The organism is Streptomyces bottropensis ATCC 25435, assembly GCF_000383595.1.
Taxonomy (GTDB): Bacteria; Actinomycetota; Actinomycetes; order Streptomycetales; family Streptomycetaceae; genus Streptomyces; species Streptomyces bottropensis.
This window is the reverse complement of sequence record NZ_KB911581.1, coordinates 2,222,244-2,243,981: the sequence shown is the minus strand read 5'-3', so window position 1 is coordinate 2,243,981 and position 21,738 is coordinate 2,222,244. Positions and strand designations below refer to the sequence as shown.

Genomic DNA, 21,738 nt, shown 5'->3' with positions numbered 1-21,738 from the left:
GGCGGTCACTGGTTAAGGTCGGCGCACGCTGTTGACGTGGCGGCCCGGCAGGCCGTGCCCGGCGGTCGGTGCCGGGTCGTGTCGGGGTTGTCAGTGCGGCAGTCCACAATGGTGCGCGTCAGTTCCCGTTCACCTCGCGCCGCGAGTGAGCCGGAGACGTGAGCGCCCCGTAGGTGAGCGACCAGAAAAAGAGGAGCCGGCAGCGATGGCCCGCCGCAGCACGAAGACCCCGCCGCCCGACGACGCGTTCGAGGAGCGGATCCTCGACATCGACGTCGTCGACGAGATGCAGGGCTCCTTCCTGGAGTACGCGTACTCGGTCATCTACTCCCGAGCCCTGCCGGACGCCCGTGACGGACTCAAGCCGGTGCACCGCCGGATCGTCTACCAGATGAACGAGATGGGCCTGCGCCCCGACCGCGGCTATGTGAAGTGCGCCCGCGTGGTCGGCGAGGTCATGGGTAAGTTGCACCCGCACGGCGACTCCTCGATCTACGACGCCCTGGTGCGCCTCGCCCAGCCCTTCTCCATGCGGCTCCCCCTGGTCGACGGCCACGGCAACTTCGGCTCCCTGGGCAACGACGACCCGCCGGCCGCCATGCGGTACACCGAGTGCCGGATGGCCGACGCGACGAGCCTGATGACGGAGTCGATCGAGGAGAACACGGTCGACTTCTCCCCGAACTACGACGGTCAGGAGCAGGAGCCGGTGGCCCTGCCCGCCGCCTTCCCGAATCTCCTGGTCAACGGCGCGTCGGGCATCGCCGTCGGCATGGCCACCAACATGCCGCCGCACAACCTGGGCGAGGTCATCGCGGCCGCGCGCCACCTGATCCGGTATCCGAACGCCGACCTGGACACGCTGATGAAGCACGTCCCGGGCCCGGACCTGCCGACCGGCGGCCGGATCGTCGGTCTCACCGGCATCAGGGACGCGTACGCGACGGGTCGCGGCACCTTCAAGATCCGCGCCACGGTGACGGTGGACAACGTGACGGCCCGCCGCAAGGGCCTGATCGTCACCGAACTGCCGTTCACCGTCGGCCCGGAGAAGGTGATCGCCAAGATCAAGGACCTGGTCGGCGCGAAGAAGCTCCAGGGCATCGCCGACGTCAAGGACCTCACCGACCGCGCCCACGGCCTGCGCCTGGTCATCGAGATCAAGAACGGCTTCGTGCCGGAGGCCGTCCTGGAGCAGCTCTACAAACTGACGCCGATGGAGGAGTCCTTCGGCATCAACAACGTGGCCCTGGTCGACGGCCAGCCCCTCACCCTGGGCCTGAAGGAGCTGCTGGAGGTCTACCTCGACCACCGCTTCGAGGTGGTGCGGCGCCGCTCGGAGTTCCGCCGCGGCAAGAAGCGCGACCGCCTGCACCTGGTCGAGGGCCTGCTCACCGCGCTGGTGGACATCGACGAGGTCATCCGTCTGATCCGCTCCAGCGACAACTCCGCCCAGGCCAAGGAGCGCCTGATCGAGCGCTTCGCGCTGTCGGACATCCAGACGCAGTACATCCTCGACACCCCGCTGCGCCGCCTCACCCGGTTCGACCGCATCGAGCTGGAGTCCGAGAAGGAGCGGCTCAACGCCGAGATCGCCGAGCTGACCCGCATCCTGGAGTCGGACGCGGAGCTGCGCAAGCTGGTCTCCGGCGAACTCGCCGCCGTGGCGAAGAAGTTCGGCACCGAGCGCCGTACGGTGCTGCTGGAGTCCTCGGGCACCCAGGTGGCCGCGGTCCCGCTGCAGGTGGCGGACGACCCGTGCCGGGTGCTGCTGTCGTCGACGGGTCTGCTGGCCCGGACGGCGAGCGCCGAGCCCTTCACGGCGGACGAGGACGGCAGGCGGACCAAGCACGACGTCATCGTCTCCGCGGTCCCGGCGACGGCCCGGGGCGAGGTGGGCGCGGTGACCTCCACCGGCCGCCTGCTCCGCCTGAGCGTGGTCGATCTGCCGCAGCTGCCGGACACCTCGGCGGCCCCCAACCTCTCGGGCGGCGCCCCGCTCGCGGAGTTCCTCACCCTCCAGGACGGCGAGACGCTCATCTGCCTGATGACGCTCGACGAGTCGTCGCCCGGGCTGGCCATCGGCACCGAGCAGGGCGTCGTCAAGCGCGTGGTCCCCGACTACCCGTCCAACAAGGAGGAGCTGGAGGTCATCACGCTCAGGGACGGCGACCGGATCGTCGGTGCCGTCGAGCTGCGCACGGGCGAGGAGGACCTGATCTTCATCACGGACGACGCCCAGTTGCTGCGTTACCAGGCCTCCCAGGTCCGCCCGCAGGGCCGCCCGGCCGGCGGTATGACCGGCATCAAGCTCACCGAGGGCGCGAAGGTCATCTCCTTCACGGCCATCGACCCGGCCGTCGACGCGGTCGTCTTCACGGTCGCGGGCTCCCGCGGCACCCTCGACGACTCCGTCCAGACCACGGCCAAGCTCACCCCGTTCGACCAGTACCCCCGCAAGGGCCGCGCCACGGGCGGCGTCCGCTGCCAGCGGTTCCTCAAGGGCGAGGACTGCCTCTCCGTCGCCTGGGCGGGTCCCGCCCCGGCCCGCGCCGCCCAGAAGAACGGCACCCCGGCCGACCTCCCGGAGATGGACCCGCGCCGCGACGGCTCGGGCGTGTCCCTGGGCAAGACGGTGGCGTCGGTGGCGGGGCCGGTGTGAGCGGAGACCCCGCAGGACGTCGTAGGCGGCCCGCGGGACGTCGTAGTGGGCCCGCGGGACGTCGTGGGGTTCACAGGACGTCGCAGGAGGCCTCGGGGTCCTCGGCCGCTGCCTCCTGGACATAGCGCAGGACGCCCCACATGCCGTGCTCGTCGGCGTGCGGGGCGTCCTTGCCGCCCTTGCACGCCTCCAGCTCCTTGCGCAGCGCGGGGGCGTCGACACCGGCCCCGATGAGCACGAGCTGGGTGAGCCGGTGGCCGTTGCCGATGCCGTCGTCGCCGTCCGGCCAGGGCTCCGGGTAGAACCGCAGGAACCGCCCCACGGCATGCACGGCATAGCGGTTGCGCGGGTCGTAGGGTCCGAAGTCGACGTACCCCTTGATCCGGTAGAGCCCCTCGGCCCTCCCGTCCAGGAAGGCCATGAGCCGCCGGGGGTCGAGCGGCACGTCGGAGACGAAGGCGACACTGTCGTAGCCGGTGTGCAGATGCCCGGCGTCCTCGTGGAGTTCGTCGGGGTCGTGCCGGTGCAGGTCGTCGAAGGAGAGCTGGCCGACGCGCTCCTCGGACGGCCGGCAGTCGAAGAGGAACTCGGGGTCGACGCGCCCGTGGACGGCCGGCACCACGGCGGCACGGTCACCGAGCGACCGGACGAGCGACAGGACCCCGTCCCCGTCCTCGGCCCGGTCGAGCTTGTTCACGACGACGAGGTCGGCGAGGGCGAGGTGCCGGTCGATCTCGGGATGCCGCTGCCGGGTCTGCGGGAACTCGGCCGCGTCCACGACCTCGACGAGGCCGCCGTACACCACCCGTGGGTTCTCGCTGGCGAGCACCATCCGCACGAGCTCCTGCGGCTCGGCGAGCCCGCTCGCCTCGATGACGATGACGTCGATCCCGGCGGCGGGAGCGGTGAGCCGCTCCAGATACTCGTCCAGTTCACCGACGTCGACGGCACAGCACAGACATCCGTTGCCCAGCGACACCGTGGAGTCCCCGAGCGCGCCGGCCACCGCCATCGCGTCGATCTCGATCGCCCCGAAGTCGTTGACGACGGCTCCGATACGGCTGCCGCCGCTGCGGTGGAGGAGGTGGTTGAGCAGGGTGGTCTTTCCCGCGCCGAGGAAGCCGGCGAGGACGACCACGGGGATCTGGGGCGAGGGCTGCGAACGCTGCGCGTCCTGCGTGCTCTGAGTGTCCTGTCCGACCTGTCCGACCTGAGAGTCCTGCACGTTCTGCGAGTCCTGTGCGTTCTGCGAGTCCTGTGCGACCTGCGGGTCGTTCGGGCGGTACGAGCCGTGTGCGGCCTTGGAGCTGTGCGGGCCTTGTGACTCCCGTGAGTCCTGGGGGCTGCGCGAGCGCTGCGACTCACGTGAGTCCTGGGGGCGGTGCGAGCGCTGCGACTCAGGCGACTCCTCAAACTCCCGCGAGCCCTGCGGCCTCGATGCCTGCCGGGGCTCCGGGTTCGACCCCACCCCCGGTCCCGGCAGAGACCCGAGCCCGGTCAGGGACCCGAGTTCCGGCTCAGACCCGAGTCCCGGCTCAGGACGCGCGCCGGGTTCGGGCTCCGGTCGGGTCTGCGGCTCCGGCTCCGGTCGCGTCTTCCGGTCCTGACTCGACGACTGGCTCAACACGCGCCCTCTCTCACACCGTTGCGTGCGCCGGCACGCGGCCGATCACCGCCCGAGGCCGGTTCACGAACCGGCTCACACCGGAACACCGCAGCTCCCGCGCCTTTCTTGAATGCCGCCCCAGGATACGAGTGGGGGCCGAACGCCCCGGGGAGTGGACGGTTGTCAGCGGCGCCCGAGGGGCACACGTTGGGCATGGCGTCGGTCCGCGCGACCCACACATCCTTCCGTGCGCCTCCTCTCCGCCTCCCAGCCGACCGGTGCCGCTCGGCGACACTGAGAGGCGGCAAGCGCCGCCCATCGCTCGCCGGTACCCATCCCGTCGCCCCGTACCGACGACCGGCGGACGGCCGCCTGAATCGGGGGTTGACATGGCCACACAGAATCTTGGGGCGCGGGGAATCGGCCCCGCCGCAGCAGCGGGCTTCGCCTTCCTGGTGGGAGCGCTGGGCGCGGTCGCCGTGGAGCGGCGCGTCCGCACCGTACTTCGACGCCTGGAACGGCTGGAACGGCTGGAGCGCGAGACCGAGCAGCGTGCCGCCCTGATCAGCTATCAGCAGCACAACGTCGACCTGGTCATGAAGGCGGCAGCGGACCCGACACTCCTTCCGGTCCTGAACGCCTATGAGGAGGAACTGTCCACCGACAGGCAGCGGCAGTACCTCTTCGCCAACCTCCTCTACACCCACGTCCTCCAGGGCTACCGGGTGGGCGTCTTCAGCCGGGCCGAGTTGTACGGACACCTCCGCGGCATCTTCCAGAGCACCCTCATGCGCGACTACTGGGCCGCCACACGACACCACCGGTCGAGCCTGAAAGAGGGGTCGGAGGAGTCGGAGATCGGCAGGATGGTCGACGCCCTGATCAGCGATCTGGAGGACGCGAGCACGGACGAGTGGTGGGTCGTGGGCGAGCCGCCCGCCGAATAGGATCCACGCCCCTACGGCCCTCAGCCCCACGGCGCTCGCTCCCACGGCCCTCGCTCCCGCAGCCTTCACCCCCACGGCGCTCGCCCCCCCACAGCGCGACCCCTACCTCCGCCTTCACTCCAGCGCACCTTGGATGCATGCGCATCAACCGGCTTCATGCGGCTAAGTTTGGCCCGCTCGTTATCACTACTCATGATTCAAGGATCGAACCCGTTGAAAATCGTGCGCCGCATCGGTGCGTCCCCTCGTGAGAGGGGCAGTGCCGCGGGGCAGACATGCCCAGACATCTTCGAACTGCAGGATGGCAACTTCGCAGTGATCGGGACCGACCAGACAGAGAGACTCGACCCCGAGCTTCCTGTCGACGCCTCGCGCGCTGACTACGAGAGGATCGTGGTCATCAGCCGCGACACTCTCATCCGGGCAAAGTCGGACATCCCCGACGCCTGATCCTGAACGGGGGCTCGCCTGCACTACAGCGCGGGCCCCTCGCGCCGCCGGACCGCTCGACCGGGTCTGATCTCTCACCCGTCGGCAATAAACCGGGCCCCAGCCCCCGGACCCAGTTCCCCGGGCCCCAGCCCCAAGCCCCTTTCTCGGCCTTCGCGCAGCCCTCCGCACACTCCTTCGGCCCCTCCGGAAGCCGCCCGGACGCGAGTCAGGTTAGGCTCACCTCTGTGAGTACGTGCACATCCGCGTCCCGACATCTCGGCGAGCCTCTCGCCGGGACCGCCGCCACGGCGAGGACATGGCTGCTGCTGGAACAGCCCGGCCCCTGGGGCGTCAAGGCGCTCACCTCCAGCCATCTCGACCCCGTGCTCGGCCGTGCCCTCGAAGCCGCGGCCGAGGGCACCGGCGTACGCGTGGCGCTCATCCGGCGTCCCGGCCGCCACGCGGACTGCCGTGAGATCCGCGAGCGCCGGGTGTACGTGGCGCACACCGTCCCCGGGAACGTCTGGCTGCACACCGCCACGACGTCCGACCCCCACGAACTGCTCGGTCTCGACTTCGCCGCCCTCGGCCAGGGCGACCACCGCACCTTCGCAACGGCTCTGCGGGGGCGGCCCCACACCGGCGCCCCCCTGGCGCTCGTCTGCACCAACGGCAAGCGCGACCGGTGCTGCGCCCTCCTCGGCCGGCCGCTCGCCGCCGAACTGGCCGCCTCGGGGGTCGAGGGCACCTGGGAGGTCACCCATCTGGGTGGTCACCGCTTCTCCCCCACCCTGCTCGTGCTCCCCTTCGGGTACGTGTACGGCCGCGCGGAGGCACACCACGTCAAGGAAGTCCTCCACGGCGTACGGGAGGGCCGTGTCGTGACCGGGGGGTGCCGGGGCAACTCCGCCTGGGAGCGTCCCGGCCAGGCGGCCGAGCTGGCGGTGCGCACCGAGACCGGGGAGGACGCGGCCGCCGCGCTCACCGTCCTGCGCACGGACGGCTCGGCTCCTCGGTGGGAGGTGACCGTCGCCCACACCGACGGCCGCCGCTGGACCGTCGCCGTCGTTCAGGGTGCCGCCCAGCCGCCCCGCCCGGAGAGCTGCGGCTCCCCGCTGGGCTCCCCGGCGCGGTTGGACGTACTGACCGTACGAGAGCTGTCGCCGATCGCGGCCGCACACTAGCGGTCCGGGCACCAGCGGGCACGGACACAGCCCCCGCCTCGTCCCGTCGCCGTCGTAGAAACACCCGGTGCCTGAGATCCACGCCACACCCCTCTACGACCGGCCCACCCTGTCCACGTACCGTCTTGGGTATGAGCCCCACTCCCCCCGCGCGCCGCCTGCGTCTCGGTATGCCGCGGCGGGTGTTCTCGCAGGTCCTGCTGATGCAGGTGGCGATCGCCGCCGGTGTCGCCGTCCTCGCGACCGGGCTGTTCCTCGCGCCGCTCAGCGAACAGCTGGACGACCAGGCGATGCGGCGGGCCCTCGCGATCGCGCAGACCACCGCCGCCCAGCCGCAGATCGCGGAGGACCTGGTGTCGACGCGGCCGTCCGTGCACGGCCCCGTCCAGGTAGAGGCCGAGCGGATCAGGAAGGCCAGCGGAGCCGAGTACGTGGTCGTGCTGGACCGGGTCGGAGTGCGCTGGTCGCACCCGGACCCCGCGGAGATCGGCGGGCTCGTCTCGACCGACCCGCGCCGCGCCCTGGCCGGTCACGAGGTCATGGAGATCGACTCGGGCACCCTGGGACGCTCCGCCCGGGGCAAGGTGCCGCTGCGTGACGCCGACGGGAGGATCGTCGGCGCCGTCTCGGTGGGCATCGAATACGACAGCGTGCGCGCCCGGCTGATTCACGCGATCCCCGGGCTCCTGGCATACGCGGGCGGGGCCATGGCGGTCGGGGCGCTGGCCGCGTACCTCATCTCCCGACGGGTCCACCGTCAGACCCGTGACCTGGCCTTCTCCGATATCGCGGGGCTGCTCGCGGAGCGCGAGGCGATGCTGCACGGCATCCGGGAGGGCGTGGTCGCGCTGGATCGCGCCGGTCGCGTACGCCTGCTGAACGACGAGGCGCGGCGGCTGCTCGGGATCGGCGACGAGGCGGTCGGCCGATCGCTCGACGAGGCGCTCGGCGCCGGCCGTACGACGGATGTGCTGGCGGGCCGGGTCACGGGCACCGACCTCCTGACCGTGCGCGGTCAGCGCGTACTGGTCGCCAACCGCATGCCCACCGACGACGGAGGCGCCGTCGCCACCCTGCGCGACCGCACCGAACTGGAGCAGCTCGGCCGTGAACTGGACTCCACGCGCGGCCTGACCGACGCCCTGCGCGCCCAGGACCACGAGCACGCCAACCGGATGCACACCCTCCTCGGCCTGCTCGAACTGGAGATGTACGACGAGGCCGTGGAGTTCGTCGGCGAGGTCGTCGGCGACCACCGGGCCACCGCCGAGCAGGTCACCGAGAAGATCCACGATCCGCTGCTCGCCGCGGTCCTGGTGGGCAAGGCGACCGTCGCGGCCGAGCGCGGGGTGGCCCTCGCGGTCGCGGACGGCACGATGCTGCCGGACCGGCTGATCGACCCGCGTGGGCTCGTCACCGTCGTCGGCAACCTGGTCGACAACGCCCTGGACGCCGTCGCGGGCACGCCGCACGCGCGCGTGGAGGTCGATCTGCGCGCCGAGGGGCGCACGGCGATCCTCCGGGTGCGCGACACGGGCCCCGGAGTCCCGCCCGACAAGCGGGAGTTGATCTTCACCGAGGGCTGGTCCACCAAGACGCCGCCCGTCCATCGCGAGCGCGGCATCGGCCTCAGTCTGGTGCGCAGGCTCGCCGAGCGGCAGGGCGGCAGCGCCCGGGTCACGGAGGCGGCGGGCGGCGGCGCGGAGTTCACCGTCGTCCTGCCCGACGCGCTCTCGGAGCACGGCCCGGGGACGCCGGTGCCCGCACCCACGCCCACCCCTGTGGCACCCGAGGACCGACCGGCGCGGCAGGACGAGCCGATCGCCGGTCACGAAGGCCGGCCTGGCCCCGCGCGGGAGCCCGAAGCCGCCGGCAGAGCCGCCGACAAGGAGCCGCGATGATCGAGGTCCTGATCGTGGACGACGACACCAGAGTCGCCCGCGTCAACGCCGCCTACGTGGAGAAGGTCGCCGGTTTCCACGTCGCCGGTGTGGCCCACAGCGCGGCCGAGGCGTTGCACCGCCTGGAGACGCTGCCGCACGTGGACCTGGTCCTGCTGGACCACTATCTGCCGGACGACACGGGGCTCATGGTGGTCCAGGAGATGCGGCGCCGGGGTCACCAGAGCGACGTGATCATGGTGACGGCGGCCCGAGACGTCTCGACCGTCCAGGCGGCGATGCGCCAGGGCGCGCTCCAGTACCTGGTCAAGCCGTTCGCGTTCGCCGGGCTGCGGGCGAAGCTGGAGGCGTACGCGGAGCTGCGGCGCACCCTGGACGGTGGCGGCGAGGCCGAACAGGCGGAGGTGGACCGGATCTTCGGCGCGCTCTCGGCGGGCGGCGAGCCGGACCTGCCCAAGGGCCACTCCCCCACCACCACCGAGCTGGTACGCCGTGCCCTGATGACCGCCGAGGGGCCGCTGTCCGCCCAGGAGATCGCCGACCGGACCGGACTGAGCCGCCAGACCGCCCAGCGCTATCTGAAGCTCCTGGAGCGCACGGGACGGGCCCGCCTGACCCTCAAGTACGGGGACGCCGGCCGCCCGGAGCACCGTTACGCATGGGCGACCCGCCCCTGAGAAGCCCCTGGCCGACCGCCACGTCGTCGTAGGCGCCCCTCGCTCTCACACCGCCCCGGCGCCCGTCAGCGAACGCACCTCGGTCTCCGCGTGCTTGGCCTCGTCCGGCGGCTCGGCCGACAGGACCGTACCGAGCCAGCCCGCGAGGAATCCCAACGGGATGGAGACGAGGCCGGGGTTCTGCAACGGGAAGACCTGGAAGTCCAGGCCGGGGAACAACGAGTCGGCGCTGCCCGACACGACGGGCGACAGCAGCACGAGGACCAGGGAGGGGACGAGTCCGCCGTACACGGACCACACCGCGCCGCGTGTGGTGAAGCCGCGCCAGAACAGCGAGTACAGCAGTACGGGCAGGTTGGCGGAGGCGGCGACCGCGAAGGCGAGGCCGACGAGGAAGGCCACGTTGAGATCCTTGGCGAGCAGCCCGAGCCCGATCGCGAGCATGCCGATCCCGACGGCGGCCGTACGTGCCACGGCGACCTCGCTGCGCGGCTTCGATCGTCTGCGCCGCAACGACGCGTACAGGTCATGGGCGACGGACGCCGACGACGCGAGGGTGATACCGGCGACGACCGCGAGAATCGTGGCGAAGGCGATGGCGGCGACGATCGCGAACAGAACCGTTCCGCCGGTGGAGTCCACGCCACCGCCCAGATCGAGGGCCAGCAACGGCACAGCGGTGTTGCCGGCCGCGTTGGAACCCCGTACCGCCTGAGGGCCGACCACGGCGGCCGCGCCGAAGCCCAGCACGATCGTCATCAGGTAGAAGCCGCCGATCAGACCGATCGACCAGACCACCGAGCGGCGCGCGGCCCGCGCGGTGGGCACCGTGTAGAAGCGCGACAGGATGTGCGGCAGCCCGGCCGTGCCGAGGACCAGCGCGAGTCCGAGACTGATGAAGTCGAAGCGCGCGACCCAGTCACCGCCGTACTTCAGCCCGGGTGCGAGGAACGCGTCACCGTGTCCGCTGCGCTCGGCGGCCGTCCGCAGCAACTGGTTGAAGTCGCCGTGGAACCGCAGCAGTACGAGCACGGTCAGCGCGGTCGCCCCGCCCATCAGCAGGACCGCTTTCACGATCTGGATCCAGGTGGTGGCCCGCATCCCTCCCAACGACACATAGACGACCATGAGCGCGCCGACCCCGATGACCGTCCAGGCCTGCGCCGCCTCGCTCTCTCCCCCCAACAGCAGCGCGACGAGGGTGCCCGCTCCCACCATCTGCGCCACCAGGTACAGAACGGACACGGTCACCGAGGAAGTTCCCGCGGCGATCCGCACCGGCCGCTCGCTCATCCGGGCCGCGACCACGTCGGCGAGCGTGAACCGCCCGCAGTTGCGCACCAGTTCGGCCACCAGGAACAGCACCACGAGCCAGGCGACCAGGAAACCCACCGAGTAGAGCAGCCCGTCGTACCCGAAGAGCGCGATGAGACCTGAGATCCCGAGGAAGGACGCGGCGGACATGTAGTCGCCCGCGATGGCAAAACCATTCTCCATCGGCGAGAACAGCCGCCCCCCGGCGTAGAACTCCTCCGCCGAGCCGTGCCGGTGACGGCTCACCCATGTCGTGATGCCCAAGGTGACCGCCACGAACGCGCTGAACAGCAGCAGTGCCAGCGTCTGATGGTCGGCGGTCACCGCTCGCCCCCTCGGACGCCACGCGTCAACTCCTGGGTGTCCCAGCGCAGATCGAGCGCCGCCCGGTCCCGGCGCAGCCGGGCATGCCGCGCGTACGCCCAGGTGAACAGGAACGTCGTGAGGAACTGCCCGAGCCCCGCCAGCATGGCCACGTTCACCGCGCCCGCCACCGGCCGCGCCATCAGCCCCGGGGCCGTCGTCGCCGTCACGACGTACGCGAGGTACCAGCTGAAGAAGACGGCGACACCCGGGATCACGAATCTGCGGTAACGGCTGCGCACCTCCTGGAAGGCGGCGCTCCGCTGGACCTCCAGGTACACCTCGGCCGCACCCCCGACCTGGCCCTCCCGCGCCTCGGCCACGACCGGGGCCGACTCGCCCGTGCCGTCCAACTCCCCCCAGCCGGAGGCCAGCGCGTCGTACCAGGGATCGTCGAACCGCACGTCCTCGTCGTCGAGGACGTGCCCCACGTGCTGCTCAACCGGGCTCTCAGAACCACCCCCGCGTCGGCGGGGACGGCCGGTGCTTGACTGCATGCCCAAGCATGGCCAGAACAGATAGACCCTCGACGTACCTCTTCACGATTCTTCACCCCATCAGGTGAAACCCCGGCCAGCCTCCCCCACTCGGACAGAACGAAGAACTCGCGCCCCCAATCCATGACCCGAAGGCACGCACGACGGCCGACCGCGTACGGCGCGAAGGGGGCGTGCCGGGTGGTGTCCGCCCGCAGCGGTCGGCGCGTCAACGCCCCGCGCCTCCCAGCCGACCGACTCGGCGCCGTTCCGAGGACGGATACCCCCTGCACGCCGCCGACCCCCAACCACCGAAGGCGCCCGGCCCGAGCCGGACGGCATCCCAGCCCCCGACCCGGCCCCAGCCGAACGGGACCCAAGCCAGACCGCCCACCCTCAGACCGGGCCGGGCCAAGCCAGAACACGGCCGGCCCAGGCACCCTCGCCCAAGCCCAGCCCAGCGCAGCGCCTACGCGTCGATGCGCGACCGGTCCAACGTAGCCGCCGAACTGGAGATGAACTCCTTGCGCGGCGCGACGTCGTTCCCCATCAGCAGGTCGAACACCTGCTCCGCCGCCTCCAGGTCCGACAGGTTGATCCGACGCAGCGTCCGGTGCCGCGGATCCATCGTCGTCTCCGCCAGCTGGTCCGCGTCCATCTCGCCGAGGCCCTTGTAGCGCTGGATGGAGTCCTTGTACCGGACACCCTTGCTCTGGAACTCCAGCAGCCTGTCGCGCAGCTCACGGTCCGAGTACGTGTAGACGTACTTGTCCTGCCCCTTCTTCGGCTGGACCAGCTCGATCCGGTGCAGCGGCGGCACGGCCGCGAAGACCCGTCCCGCCTCGACCATCGGCCGCATGTACCGCTGGAAGAGGGTCAGCAGCAGGCACCGGATGTGCGACCCGTCCACATCGGCGTCGGTCATCATGATGATCTTGCCGTAACGTGCCGCGTCGATATCGAACGTACGCCCGGACCCGGCCCCTATGACCTGGATGATCGCGCCGCACTCGACGTTCTTGAGCATGTCCGTGACGGACGACTTCTGGACGTTGAGGATCTTGCCCCGGATCGGCAGCAGCGCCTGGAACTCGGAGTTCCGCGCGAGCTTCGCCGTGCCGAGCGCCGAGTCGCCCTCCACGATGAACAGCTCGCTGCGCTCGACGTCGTCACTGCGGCAGTCGGCGAGCTTGGCGGGCAGGGACGAGGACTCCAGCGCCGTCTTGCGACGCTGCGCGTCCTTGTGCTGACGTGCGGCGATACGGGTACGCGCGGCGGCGACGGCCTTCTCCATGACGACCCGCGCCTGAGCCGCGGCGTCCCGCTTCGTGGAGGTCAGGAACGCCTTGAGCTCCCTGGCGACGACCTGCGTCACGATGCGCCGGGCCGCCGAGGTGCCGAGCACCTCCTTGGTCTGCCCCTCGAACTGAGGTTCGGCCAGACGCACCGTGACGACGGCGGTCAGACCCTCCAGGGCATCGTCCTTGACGACGTCGTCCTCGGCGACGCGCAGCATCTTCTTGGCGCGCAGCACCTCGTTCATCGTGGAGGCCACGGCCTGCTCGAAGCCCGCGACGTGGGTACCGCCCTTGGGGGTGGCGATGATGTTCACGAACGACTTGAGGGTCGTGTCGTAGCCGGTGCCCCAGCGCATGGCGACGTCGACACCGAGTTCGCGGGTGACCTGCGTGGGCGTCATCTGACCGTGCTCGTCCAGGACGGGCACGGTCTCCTTGAAGATGCCCTGCCCGGAGAAGCGGAGGACATCGCAGACCGGCTTGTCGGAGGCCAGGTACTCACAGAACTCGCTGATGCCGCCGTCGAAGCGGAACGACTCCTCGCCCTTGCTGCCGCCCTCACCGAGTCCCAACTCGTCCCGGACGACGATGGTCAGTCCGGGGACGAGGAAGGCGGTCTGGCGGGCGCGCTGGTGCAGGTGCTCCAGCGAGAGCTTGGCGTCCTTGAGGAAGATCTGGCGGTCGGCCCAGTACCGCACGCGTGTGCCGGTGCGCGTCTTGGGGATCCGCTTGCCCTTGCGCAGGCCGCCGGCCGACTCGAACTTCGCGTCCGCGCCCTGCCCCGCGAAGGCGCCGGGCACCCCGCGCCGGAAGCTGATGGCGTGCGTGGCGCCGTTGCGGTCGACCTCGACGTCGAGGCGGGCCGAGAGCGCGTTCACCACGGAGGCGCCCACGCCGTGCAGACCGCCGGAGGCGGCGTACGAGCCGCCGCCGAACTTGCCGCCGGCGTGCAGCTTGGTCATCACGACCTCGACGCCGGACAGGCCCGTCTTGGGCTCGACGTCGACCGGGATGCCCCGGCCGTTGTCCCGCACCTCCACGGAGGCGTCGTCGTGGAGGATGACCTCGATGTGGTCGCAGTACCCCCCGAGGGCCTCGTCCACGGAGTTGTCGATGATCTCCCAGAGACAGTGCATCAGGCCTCGACTGTCGGTCGAGCCGATGTACATACCGGGGCGCTTCCGCACGGCCTCGAGCCCCTCGAGGACGAGCAGGTGCCGCGCGGTGTAGTTGGAACCGTCCCGGTCTGCTCCGGTCAGCAGCGCTGTGGACGGCACGGACGTATCGGCGGTCACGCGGTTCGCTCCTCGCTGAATTTCAGGTGAGGCCCTTTTGGGTAAGGGGCCGGGCTCTGTTGCCGGTCCGAGGGTACCGAGGCCTGGTAGAGCCGTTGTCACGCCACCCTCGTCCGAAAGTCAGAGTAGTGCAGAGTCGCATACGCGTTCGATCCCTCGATGGGGTGAAGTACATATCACGTTCCCTTCGGGGCATGAACCATTTAGGCTCCGGGCACGTCCTCATGAACAACCGGCAACCCAGCCGGGAGGACCGTACAACCGAAAGAACGACAACCAGAACCACCGACAGCCAGCGCGAAGCCCGTACGACACGAAGACACGCACTACGGCTCATTCGCCGCCAACCGGCAGCAGACAGCCGGCCCGGAAAGATTTTTTCGAGTTAAAGCCGCGAGCGGGAACGTTTTCGGCCTGGTTGGATGTTGACCCTGGTACGACAGCTCGTCGAGCTAGAGAAGAGGCGACGTGACTACTGTTCTGACCCCCGCGACCCCGCTGACGGCCGCGGACCGATGCGACCGCTGCGGCGCCCAGGCATATCTGCGCGTCGTCCTGCTGAGCGGTGGGGAGCTTCTGTTCTGCGCCCACCACGGTCGCAAGTTCGAGCCGGAGCTCAAGAAGATCGCCTCGGAGATACAGGACGAGACGGAGCGGCTCACGGCTGCTCCCGCCACCGCGGAAGAGGACGAGCGCTGACGCTTCGCACCTACGACGAGCCCCCACCGGCTCGAGGCCGGTGACCGGGCGGCCACTCCCGTACACACGGGGTGGCCGCCCGCTCTCGTGCCGCACATACACGTCTACGACGGGCGCACCGCGCCTCAGCGGCTCCCCGTGAGCACACGGGCGACGTACGAGCCCCTGGTGTAGACGCCGGGGTTCCCGGCGACCCCACAGCCGCTGCCCCAGGACACGAGCCCGATCAGCTTCCCCTGGGCGACCAGCGGCCCACCGCTGTCCCCCTGGCAGGCGTCCCGGCCACCGTCCTCCTCACCGGCGCAGACCATGGACCCGGACAGGTATCTTCCGTCCGCACTGCCCGGGTAGGCCCTCGCGCAGACCTCGTCCGCCAGCACCTTCACCGGCGCGGCCCGCAGGCTCCCGCCGTAGTCGCCGGCGCCCGTGGTGTCCCCCCAGCCGTAGACCGCGGCCGGTGTGCCGGACGCGTACGCGGAGTCACCGGCCGTCGCCAACGCGATGACGGAGCTCTCGGGCAGCGGTGAGGCCAGCGTCACCACCGCGAAGTCCCCCGCGTTCGTATAGGGGTCGTACTCGGGATTGACCCACGCGCCGCTCACCGCGATCTCCTGGCCCTCGGCCGACTGCAACTCGGCACGGCCGGCGATGACCCTCAGGTCGCCGACGCGTTCCGGAGGGCCACCCAGCACGCTCTCGCTGAGGCAGTGGGCGGCCGTCAGGACGGTCGAGCGGCCGACCACCACGCCGCCGCAGAACTGTCCCGCCCGCGTACCCCCGAACCGGTCACGGCTGGACAGCGCCACCGTCCAGGGCGCCTGGGAGATCTCGACCGGATGGCCGCCGATGACGACCTCGGCCGTCGCCGGCGGCGGTGACGCCAGCGGTATGACGGCGGCGGTGGCCGCGACGGCCAGCAGTCGGGCGAACGATCGACGCATGCGCGCTCCTCACTCCAGGACATGGATGGCACACCCAGAGTGATCCACGGGATCGGCTTCCGCAGCCGCACAACGCCGAAGACCCGGCTCCGTCGAGGGAACCGGGCCTTCGGACCGACCGGGCGGCGGATGCCGTGCCGTCTAGTCGAGGTAGTCGCGCAGGACCTGCGAACGGGACGGGTGACGCAGCTTCGACATCGTCTTGGACTCGATCTGACGGATGCGCTCACGCGTGACGCCGTAGACCTTGCCGATCTCGTCGAGGGTCTTCGGCTGACCGTCGGTGAGACCGAAGCGCATGGAAACGACGCCCGCCTCACGCTCGGACAGGGTGTCGAGGACGGAGTGCAGCTGCTCCTGCAGGAGCGTGAAGCTGACCGCGTCGGCCGGGACGACGGCCTCGGAGTCCTCGATGAGGTCACCGAACTCGCTGTCGCCGTCCTCGCCCAGCGGGGTGTGCAGCGAGATGGGCTCGCGACCGTACTTCTGGACCTCGATGACCTTCTCGGGGGTCATGTCGAGTTCCTTGGCCAGCTCCTCCGGGGTGGGCTCGCGGCCCAGGTCCTGGAGCATCTGGCGCTGCACACGCGCGAGCTTGTTGATGACCTCGACCATGTGCACCGGGATACGGATGGTGCGGGCCTGGTCGGCCATGGCGCGGGTGATCGCCTGACGGATCCACCAGGTGGCGTACGTGGAGAACTTGTAGCCCTTGGTGTAGTCGAACTTCTCGACCGCGCGGATCAGACCGAGGTTGCCCTCCTGGATGAGGTCCAGGAAGAGCATGCCGCGGCCGGTGTAGCGCTTGGCCAGGGAGACCACCAGACGGAGGTTGGCCTCCAGGAGGTGGTTCTTGGCGCGGCGGCCGTCCTCGGCGATGATCTCCAGCTCGCGCTTGAGCTTGGGGGCGAGCTTGTCGGCGTTGGCCAGCTTGTCCTCGGCGAACAGACCGGCCTCGATGCGCTTGGCGAGCTCGACCTCCTGCTCGGCGTTGAGCAGCGGGACCTTGCCGATCTGCTTGAGGTAGTCCTTGACCGGGTCGGCGGTGGCACCGGCGGCGGCGACCTGCTGGGCGGGCGCGTCGTCCTCGTCCTCGTCGGACAGCACGAAACCGGCGTTCTCGGTGCCCTCGGGCTCCTCACCGGGCTTGGCGCCGGGCGTCTCCTCGAGAACCTCTTCGTCGGCGAGCTCGGGGTCGTCCTTCTTGGACGTGGTCTTCTTCGCCACCGTCTTCTTGGCGGCGACGGTCTTCTTGGCGGGGGCCGCCTTCTTGGCGACCGCCTTCTTCGCGGCGGCCTTCTTGGCGGGGGTGGCGTCCTCGGCGGAGGCGTCGGCGGTGGGCTCCGCGGGGGCGGCTGTGGCGGTGGCCTTCTTGGTGGTCACCGTCTTCGCCGCGACCGTCTTGGTGGCGGTGCGCTTGGCCGGACTCTTCGCTGCGACGCTCTTTCGGGTGCGCTTTGGCTCCGCGGCACTGACCATCAGCGTCACACCCTCTTCCTCGAGGATCTGGTTGAGGCTGCGCAGTACGTTCTTCCACTGAGTGGCCGGAATCTGGTCAGCTTCGAAGGCCCGACGCACATCGTCGCCGGCGATCTGCCCCTCAGCCTTTCCCCGCTCAATGAGCGCCATGACAGAGACGGACTCGGCGATCTCCGGCGGGAGCGTACGGGATGTGCTGGCCGACACGAACAACCTCTCGGAACGTTGGAAAACGACTTCCGGCCCCGTCCACTGCGGACAGGAGCCGACCACCGGCTTGGGAGTGGGCCGACGGTGCGGGCGGGGGCCGGGAAGATGCACAGCGCCGTGAACGGCGTCCGTATTCCCTCCGCGGCTGTCGCCTCTTAGGTCATCGCGCTGTTCCCGCGAGCGTTACGCCCAATCTGCGTGGCCCGAGTCACACCCCGTAAGCGCGCAAAAGCGGTCAGACGCTGCCAGAGGTGATCGATCAAGGCCACAACCTGTTCTACAGGTACGGGTACCCGAACGATTCCCGAACGAACTCCGCAACGTGGATCACCGTTCTCCTCGGGTTCCGGCGGCCTGTCCGGGGCAGCCACCGCAAGGGGCTCCCTCGACCCGACGGGCTCGCAGGACCGTCGGTCCGCTGCTCCCATCTGATCCCGTCACCTCCGCCGCCGCCTTCAGCCCCGGCGATCCCGGCGGTGCGGGTCATCCGACGGTGTGAGTCCTCCCGCGGTGGGGGCATCCGACATTGCGAGTCCTGCGGCGGCGTGGGCCGCCTGTTCAGGGCCGCCGCCCCGTGCCGCGCGATGCCGACGTCACTCTCCGCTCGTCGTGCCGCCGGGCCCCGCCGAACCCCTGGGAGGGTTCGCTGGGGCCCGTCGGCACGGATCCGCCGGTCGAGCGACGCCGCGGAAGGGCAGGTGCCCCCGCCGGTGGGCCTCGCCGCGCTCTCGGCGCCCTCAGTGTTCGCGCGGCGCCGGCACCACACGCTCCACCTCGGGCTGGACGGTCAGCGCTTGCCGCATGGCCGCCTCGGCCGCCGCTCCGTCGCCCGCGGCGAGGGCGTCGACGATCCGGGCGTGGTGCGTGAGGGTCGACTCGGTCGGCCGGTCACACCCGGTGGCCGGGCCGCCCGAGACCTGCAGTGCCGAGGAGACGATGCCGGAGAGGTGCTCCAGCATCCGGTTGCCCGCGAGCTGGATGAGCAGCGAGTGGAACTCGGCGTCCGCGCGCGAGAAGGTCAGCGGGTCGCCCTGCGCCATGGCGTGGCCCATGAGCTCGACCATGTCGCCGAGGCGCTGCTGGACGTCGTCACGGCCGTGACCGGCGGCGAGGCGGGCGGCCAGGGGCTCGATCGTCCAGCGCAGCTCGCTGAGCTCGCGCCGCTGGTTGTCGCGCTGCGGACCGAAGGCCCGCCATTCGATGATGTCGGGGTCGAGCAGGTTCCAGTCGCTGACCGGCCGGACGCGCGTGCCGACGTTCGGGCGCGCGCTGACCAGGCCCTTGGCCTCCAGGACACGCAGGGATTCACGGACGACGGTGCGGGAGACCTCGAAGCGCTGGCCGATCTCCTCGGGCACGAGGGGGCGGTCCGCGCCGAGGTCGCCGGAGACGATCATCTGGCCGAGCTGCTGGACGAGTTGGCCGTGCAGTCCGCGTCCGCGGCTCCCGGCGGCGCGGCGGCCCACGCGGCCCAGCTCGGGCTCGGCGCCGTCCCAGGCGGGGAGACTCACGCGGTCGACGCCCGCGTGCTCGGCGTACGGGTAGCGGTCGAGATCGCCCGGTCCGGCGAGGCCGGAGTCGGCGGAGCGGGCGGCGGTCATCATGGTGTGCGCAAGGGTACTCACGCATCCTTTGTCGGCTGCGTTTCCAACTCCCTTGAGGTCTTTGGTGAAAAGCACACGAAAGGGTGATCGCTCACCCCGTCGCAATTGACGCCTTATCGGAAAGAAATGGGCGTTCTACGAGGAGTTGTGCGCATTGCACCAACGCAAGGGCACGGACAGTGAGCACGAAAGGATGAGGACGATCATCACCGGACCCGGCTGCGGAGGTTGGTGAGCACGTAGGCCCCCAGCAGCGCCGTCAGTGACAACAACAGCGCCCCGCCCACGGGTTGGGAGACCGTCCGCGCCAAGGCCTCCAGATAGCGCCCTCCCCCGAACGGCCACTGCACCAGGACGAGCTCGCGCAGCCGCACCGGAAACCCGACCGCACTCCGCACGGTTGTTCCCTCCAGCGCCTGCTGCACCAGGGGCACGACGACGAGGGGCACGGCGACCACGGCGGCGAGCCCGGCGGACGTGGACCGGAAGACGCCCGCCGCGAGCACCCCGGCCCAGCCACACCCCACGACGAGGCCGAGCCAACTCGCGCCGAGCGGGAACCAGTCGGCGGGGACCGAGACGAGTTCCGGACCGTAGACGAGATAGAGCACTTCGAGGTCGCAGCCCACGGTGAGGACGGCCAGCAGCAGCGCGGTGACCGCCGCGACAAGCAGCTTCGCGAGGAGCAGCCCCAGTCGGCGAGGGACGGTGCCACGGGCAGCGGCCAGGGCGGGGTGGCGGAACTCGTCGCCGAAGGCGATCGCCCCGAGCAGCCCCGCCCCGATGGCCGCGGGCGGCAGTGGCAGCTCTCGCGGCCATGCCGCCAGCAGCCGCGGCTGTGGAGTGTGCCCGACCCTGGCCAGGAGCACCGACATGAGGGCGGAGGTGACGAGCACCGCCGCGGCGGTGAAGTACGCGGTGCCGACCCCGCCCGCCCGCCGCAGCTCGTAACGCAGCGGCCGCAACGGGCTTGGCGCCGGGCGCACCGTGATGGGCGGCGGCAGCGCGACCGTACCGGGCGGGTCGCTCGGTACGCGGCCCGGGCGTGTCCCGAGGTGGTCATCAGCGGCGGCATCCGGATGCGGACGGAAATGATCATGGGATTCGGCATCCGTGCGCGGCGCGGGGTCGGCGGGGGGTTCGAGGTCGACGAGAGGCGCCGGGTTGACCTCCGATGAGCCGTCAGCCAGCGTCCACGTCTCATCGGTGGTCGCCTGCGGATCTTCGGCGGCTTCGTGGGCGTGCGGGTCGCCGGCGAGTTCGTGAGGGTGGTGGATGAGTGCGTGCGGGTCGCTGGTGAGTGCGTGCGGGTCGTCGGTGAGCGCGTGCGGGTGGCCGGTGAGCGCGTGCGGGTGGCCGGTGAGTACGTGCGGGTCGTCGGTGAGCGCGTGCGGGTGGCCGGTGAGTGCGTACGGGTCGTCGGTGAGTGCCAGGCACTCGTCGATCGACCCGCGGGTCTCCTGATGCGGGCCCCGAGCGGTCTCGGCCACCGCCGGGCCTTCATCCGCGAGCGACGGCGGCGCTGACGGCAGCGGCATCGGCGGCGACGGCGGCGTGGGGCCCATGTCCCCGATCTCGTCAGCGAGTTGATGGACGAGAATGCCGTGCCGGAACACGGTCTCGCCGATCTCGGCACACGTGCTGCCGTACACCGACAGCCGGTTCCCGCCCTCCCGCACGATCTCCACGGAACGCCGCGCGGTCCGGGCCTCCTTCGTGAGCAGCACTTCGAGCCGGGCGGCGTGCGGGGTACGGACGGCGACTCTGGGGCGGAGCCGGGTGCGGGAGAAGTCCGCGACCTCCTGGTCCGCGACGAGCCTGCCCCGTTCGAGCGTGAGGACCCGATCAGCGGTCCGCGCCGCCTCCTTCGGATCGCCGGTGGTGAACAGGACCGTGCCGCCCTGGTCGGCGTGCGCGCGCATGATTCCGTGCAGCCATCGCCCCTCGCGGACCGCCAGCCCGTCTGCGGGTTCGTCCAGCACGAGGGTGTGCGGATCGGACAGCAGGGCGCAGGCCAGGCCGAGGCGGCGGTCCATGCCGCGCGAGAGCGTGTTCAGCCGCGCGTCGCAGAGACTGACCAGTCCCACGACCTCAAGGACGTCGTCGGCACGCCGTGCGGGCAGCCCCGCGGCCGCGCACAGCATGCGCAGATGCCCGCGGACGGTGCGGGCGGGGTGGCCGGGGACGTCGCCGAGGAGGACGCCCACTTCGCGTGTGGGGTGGGCGATGCGGTGCAGGGGGCGGCCCCTGAAGTAGGCCACCCCACGGCCCTGTTGCAGTTCGAGGGCGAGTTTCAGCACGGTCGACTTGCCCGCACCGGGAGCCCCGAGGAGTGCGGTGACGCGACCGGAGTGCGCCTCGAAGGACACATCGTCGACGGCAGGCGGAAGCTCCTTGCGGGGATTGCTGGTCAATCCGAGGGCCTGGATCACCCTAGGCAAGATAGCGCGGTATGTCCGTTTTTTCGGGTACCTTGCGGTGCACCTCGCGGGCAGCCACACCACCGCCGGGCAAGCCACACGCCGATCCCGGGCCCGAGCCCGGGGCTCACCCTCCCCGAGCACCCTCGGCAGCCGCCCACGAACGAGGCCGCCGCACGGGGCTGCGCGGGCTCGGCCCCCGCCGTCAGCCCCTGCCTCGACCCCTGCCG

At 70.7% G+C, this 21,738-nt stretch carries 15 protein-coding genes; 7 read left to right on the top strand and 8 right to left on the bottom strand.

All coding sequences use genetic code 11. From position 1 onward, the window contains the following. Positions 1 to 205 precede the first annotated feature (205 nt). Positions 206 to 2,662 (top strand): DNA gyrase/topoisomerase IV subunit A, encoded by a 2,457-nt coding sequence (locus tag STRBO_RS0109900; protein ID WP_005481568.1) that lies wholly within the window; start codon positions 206 to 208, stop codon positions 2,660 to 2,662. 70 nt (positions 2,663 to 2,732) lie between these two features. Here STRBO_RS0109900 and STRBO_RS40030 read toward each other — a convergent pair whose 3' ends face one another. Further along, positions 2,733 to 3,806 carry a CobW family GTP-binding protein gene (locus STRBO_RS40030; protein ID WP_037627812.1) on the bottom strand — a complete coding sequence of 358 codons (1,074 nt, stop codon included), beginning with the start codon at positions 3,804 to 3,806 and terminating at the stop codon, positions 2,733 to 2,735. An 851-nt stretch (positions 3,807 to 4,657) separates the two neighbouring features. Here STRBO_RS40030 and STRBO_RS0109890 point away from each other — a divergent pair. The 5 genes from STRBO_RS0109890 (at position 4,658) to STRBO_RS0109870 (ending at position 9,409) form a co-directional block, all read left to right on the top strand. Then, positions 4,658 to 5,215, top strand: a complete 558-nt coding sequence (locus STRBO_RS0109890; RefSeq protein ID WP_005481565.1) for a DUF6082 family protein — start codon at positions 4,658 to 4,660, stop codon at positions 5,213 to 5,215. A gap of 213 nt (positions 5,216 to 5,428) precedes the next feature. Further along, positions 5,429 to 5,665, top strand: a complete 237-nt coding sequence (locus STRBO_RS0109885; protein ID WP_020114130.1) for a hypothetical protein — start codon at positions 5,429 to 5,431, stop codon at positions 5,663 to 5,665. Between the two features lie 227 nt (positions 5,666 to 5,892). Continuing rightward, positions 5,893 to 6,831, top strand: a complete 939-nt coding sequence (locus STRBO_RS0109880) for a ferredoxin family protein (protein ID WP_005481561.1) — start codon at positions 5,893 to 5,895, stop codon at positions 6,829 to 6,831. A 131-nt stretch (positions 6,832 to 6,962) separates the two neighbouring features. Further along, positions 6,963 to 8,732, top strand: coding sequence for an ATP-binding protein (locus STRBO_RS40025; protein WP_078531490.1), 1,770 nt, complete (start codon positions 6,963 to 6,965; stop codon positions 8,730 to 8,732). After that, a complete protein-coding gene (locus STRBO_RS0109870; RefSeq protein WP_005481559.1) occupies positions 8,729 to 9,409 on the top strand; it encodes a response regulator in 681 nt (226 codons plus the stop codon). The genes STRBO_RS40025 and STRBO_RS0109870 overlap by 4 nt, the downstream gene beginning before the upstream one ends. Before the next feature lie 45 nt (positions 9,410 to 9,454). On the opposite strand, the gene STRBO_RS0109865 is transcribed toward STRBO_RS0109870, so the two are convergent. The 3 genes from STRBO_RS0109865 to STRBO_RS0109855 form a co-directional block, all read right to left on the bottom strand. After that, positions 9,455 to 11,047, bottom strand: a complete 1,593-nt coding sequence (locus STRBO_RS0109865) for a solute symporter family protein (protein WP_005481558.1) — start codon at positions 11,045 to 11,047, stop codon at positions 9,455 to 9,457. Beyond that, positions 11,044 to 11,583, bottom strand: coding sequence for a DUF485 domain-containing protein (locus STRBO_RS0109860; protein WP_202499244.1), 540 nt, complete (start codon positions 11,581 to 11,583; stop codon positions 11,044 to 11,046). Before STRBO_RS0109860 ends, STRBO_RS0109865 begins: the two co-directional genes overlap by 4 nt. A 448-nt stretch (positions 11,584 to 12,031) precedes the next feature. Continuing rightward, positions 12,032 to 14,155 carry a DNA gyrase/topoisomerase IV subunit B gene (locus STRBO_RS0109855; RefSeq protein WP_005481556.1) on the bottom strand — a complete coding sequence of 708 codons (2,124 nt, stop codon included), beginning with the start codon at positions 14,153 to 14,155 and terminating at the stop codon, positions 12,032 to 12,034. A 468-nt stretch (positions 14,156 to 14,623) separates the two neighbouring features. On the opposite strand from STRBO_RS0109855, the gene STRBO_RS0109850 reads away from it, so the two are divergent. After that, on the top strand, positions 14,624 to 14,854 hold the full coding sequence (locus STRBO_RS0109850; RefSeq protein WP_005481555.1) for a DUF7455 domain-containing protein: 231 nt from the start codon (positions 14,624 to 14,626) through the stop codon (positions 14,852 to 14,854). A gap of 125 nt (positions 14,855 to 14,979) precedes the next feature. Here the strand turns inward: STRBO_RS0109850 and STRBO_RS0109845 are convergent, their stop codons facing one another. From STRBO_RS0109845 to STRBO_RS0109830, 4 genes are all read right to left on the bottom strand, one after another. Beyond that, positions 14,980 to 15,795 carry a serine protease gene (locus STRBO_RS0109845; RefSeq protein ID WP_005481554.1) on the bottom strand — a complete coding sequence of 272 codons (816 nt, stop codon included), beginning with the start codon at positions 15,793 to 15,795 and terminating at the stop codon, positions 14,980 to 14,982. A gap of 141 nt (positions 15,796 to 15,936) precedes the next feature. After that, positions 15,937 to 17,481, bottom strand: a complete 1,545-nt coding sequence (locus tag STRBO_RS0109840; RefSeq protein WP_037627809.1) for an RNA polymerase sigma factor — start codon at positions 17,479 to 17,481, stop codon at positions 15,937 to 15,939. Positions 17,482 to 18,221: 740 nt separating this feature from the next. Then, positions 18,222 to 19,109, bottom strand: a complete 888-nt coding sequence (locus STRBO_RS0109835) for a FadR/GntR family transcriptional regulator (RefSeq protein WP_086016343.1) — start codon at positions 19,107 to 19,109, stop codon at positions 18,222 to 18,224. 185 nt (positions 19,110 to 19,294) lie between these two features. Continuing rightward, positions 19,295 to 21,520: an ABC transporter ATP-binding protein gene (locus STRBO_RS0109830; protein WP_005481550.1), complete on the bottom strand. Its 2,226-nt coding sequence runs from the start codon at positions 21,518 to 21,520 to the stop codon at positions 19,295 to 19,297. Between the last annotated feature and the right edge of the window lie 218 nt (positions 21,521 to 21,738).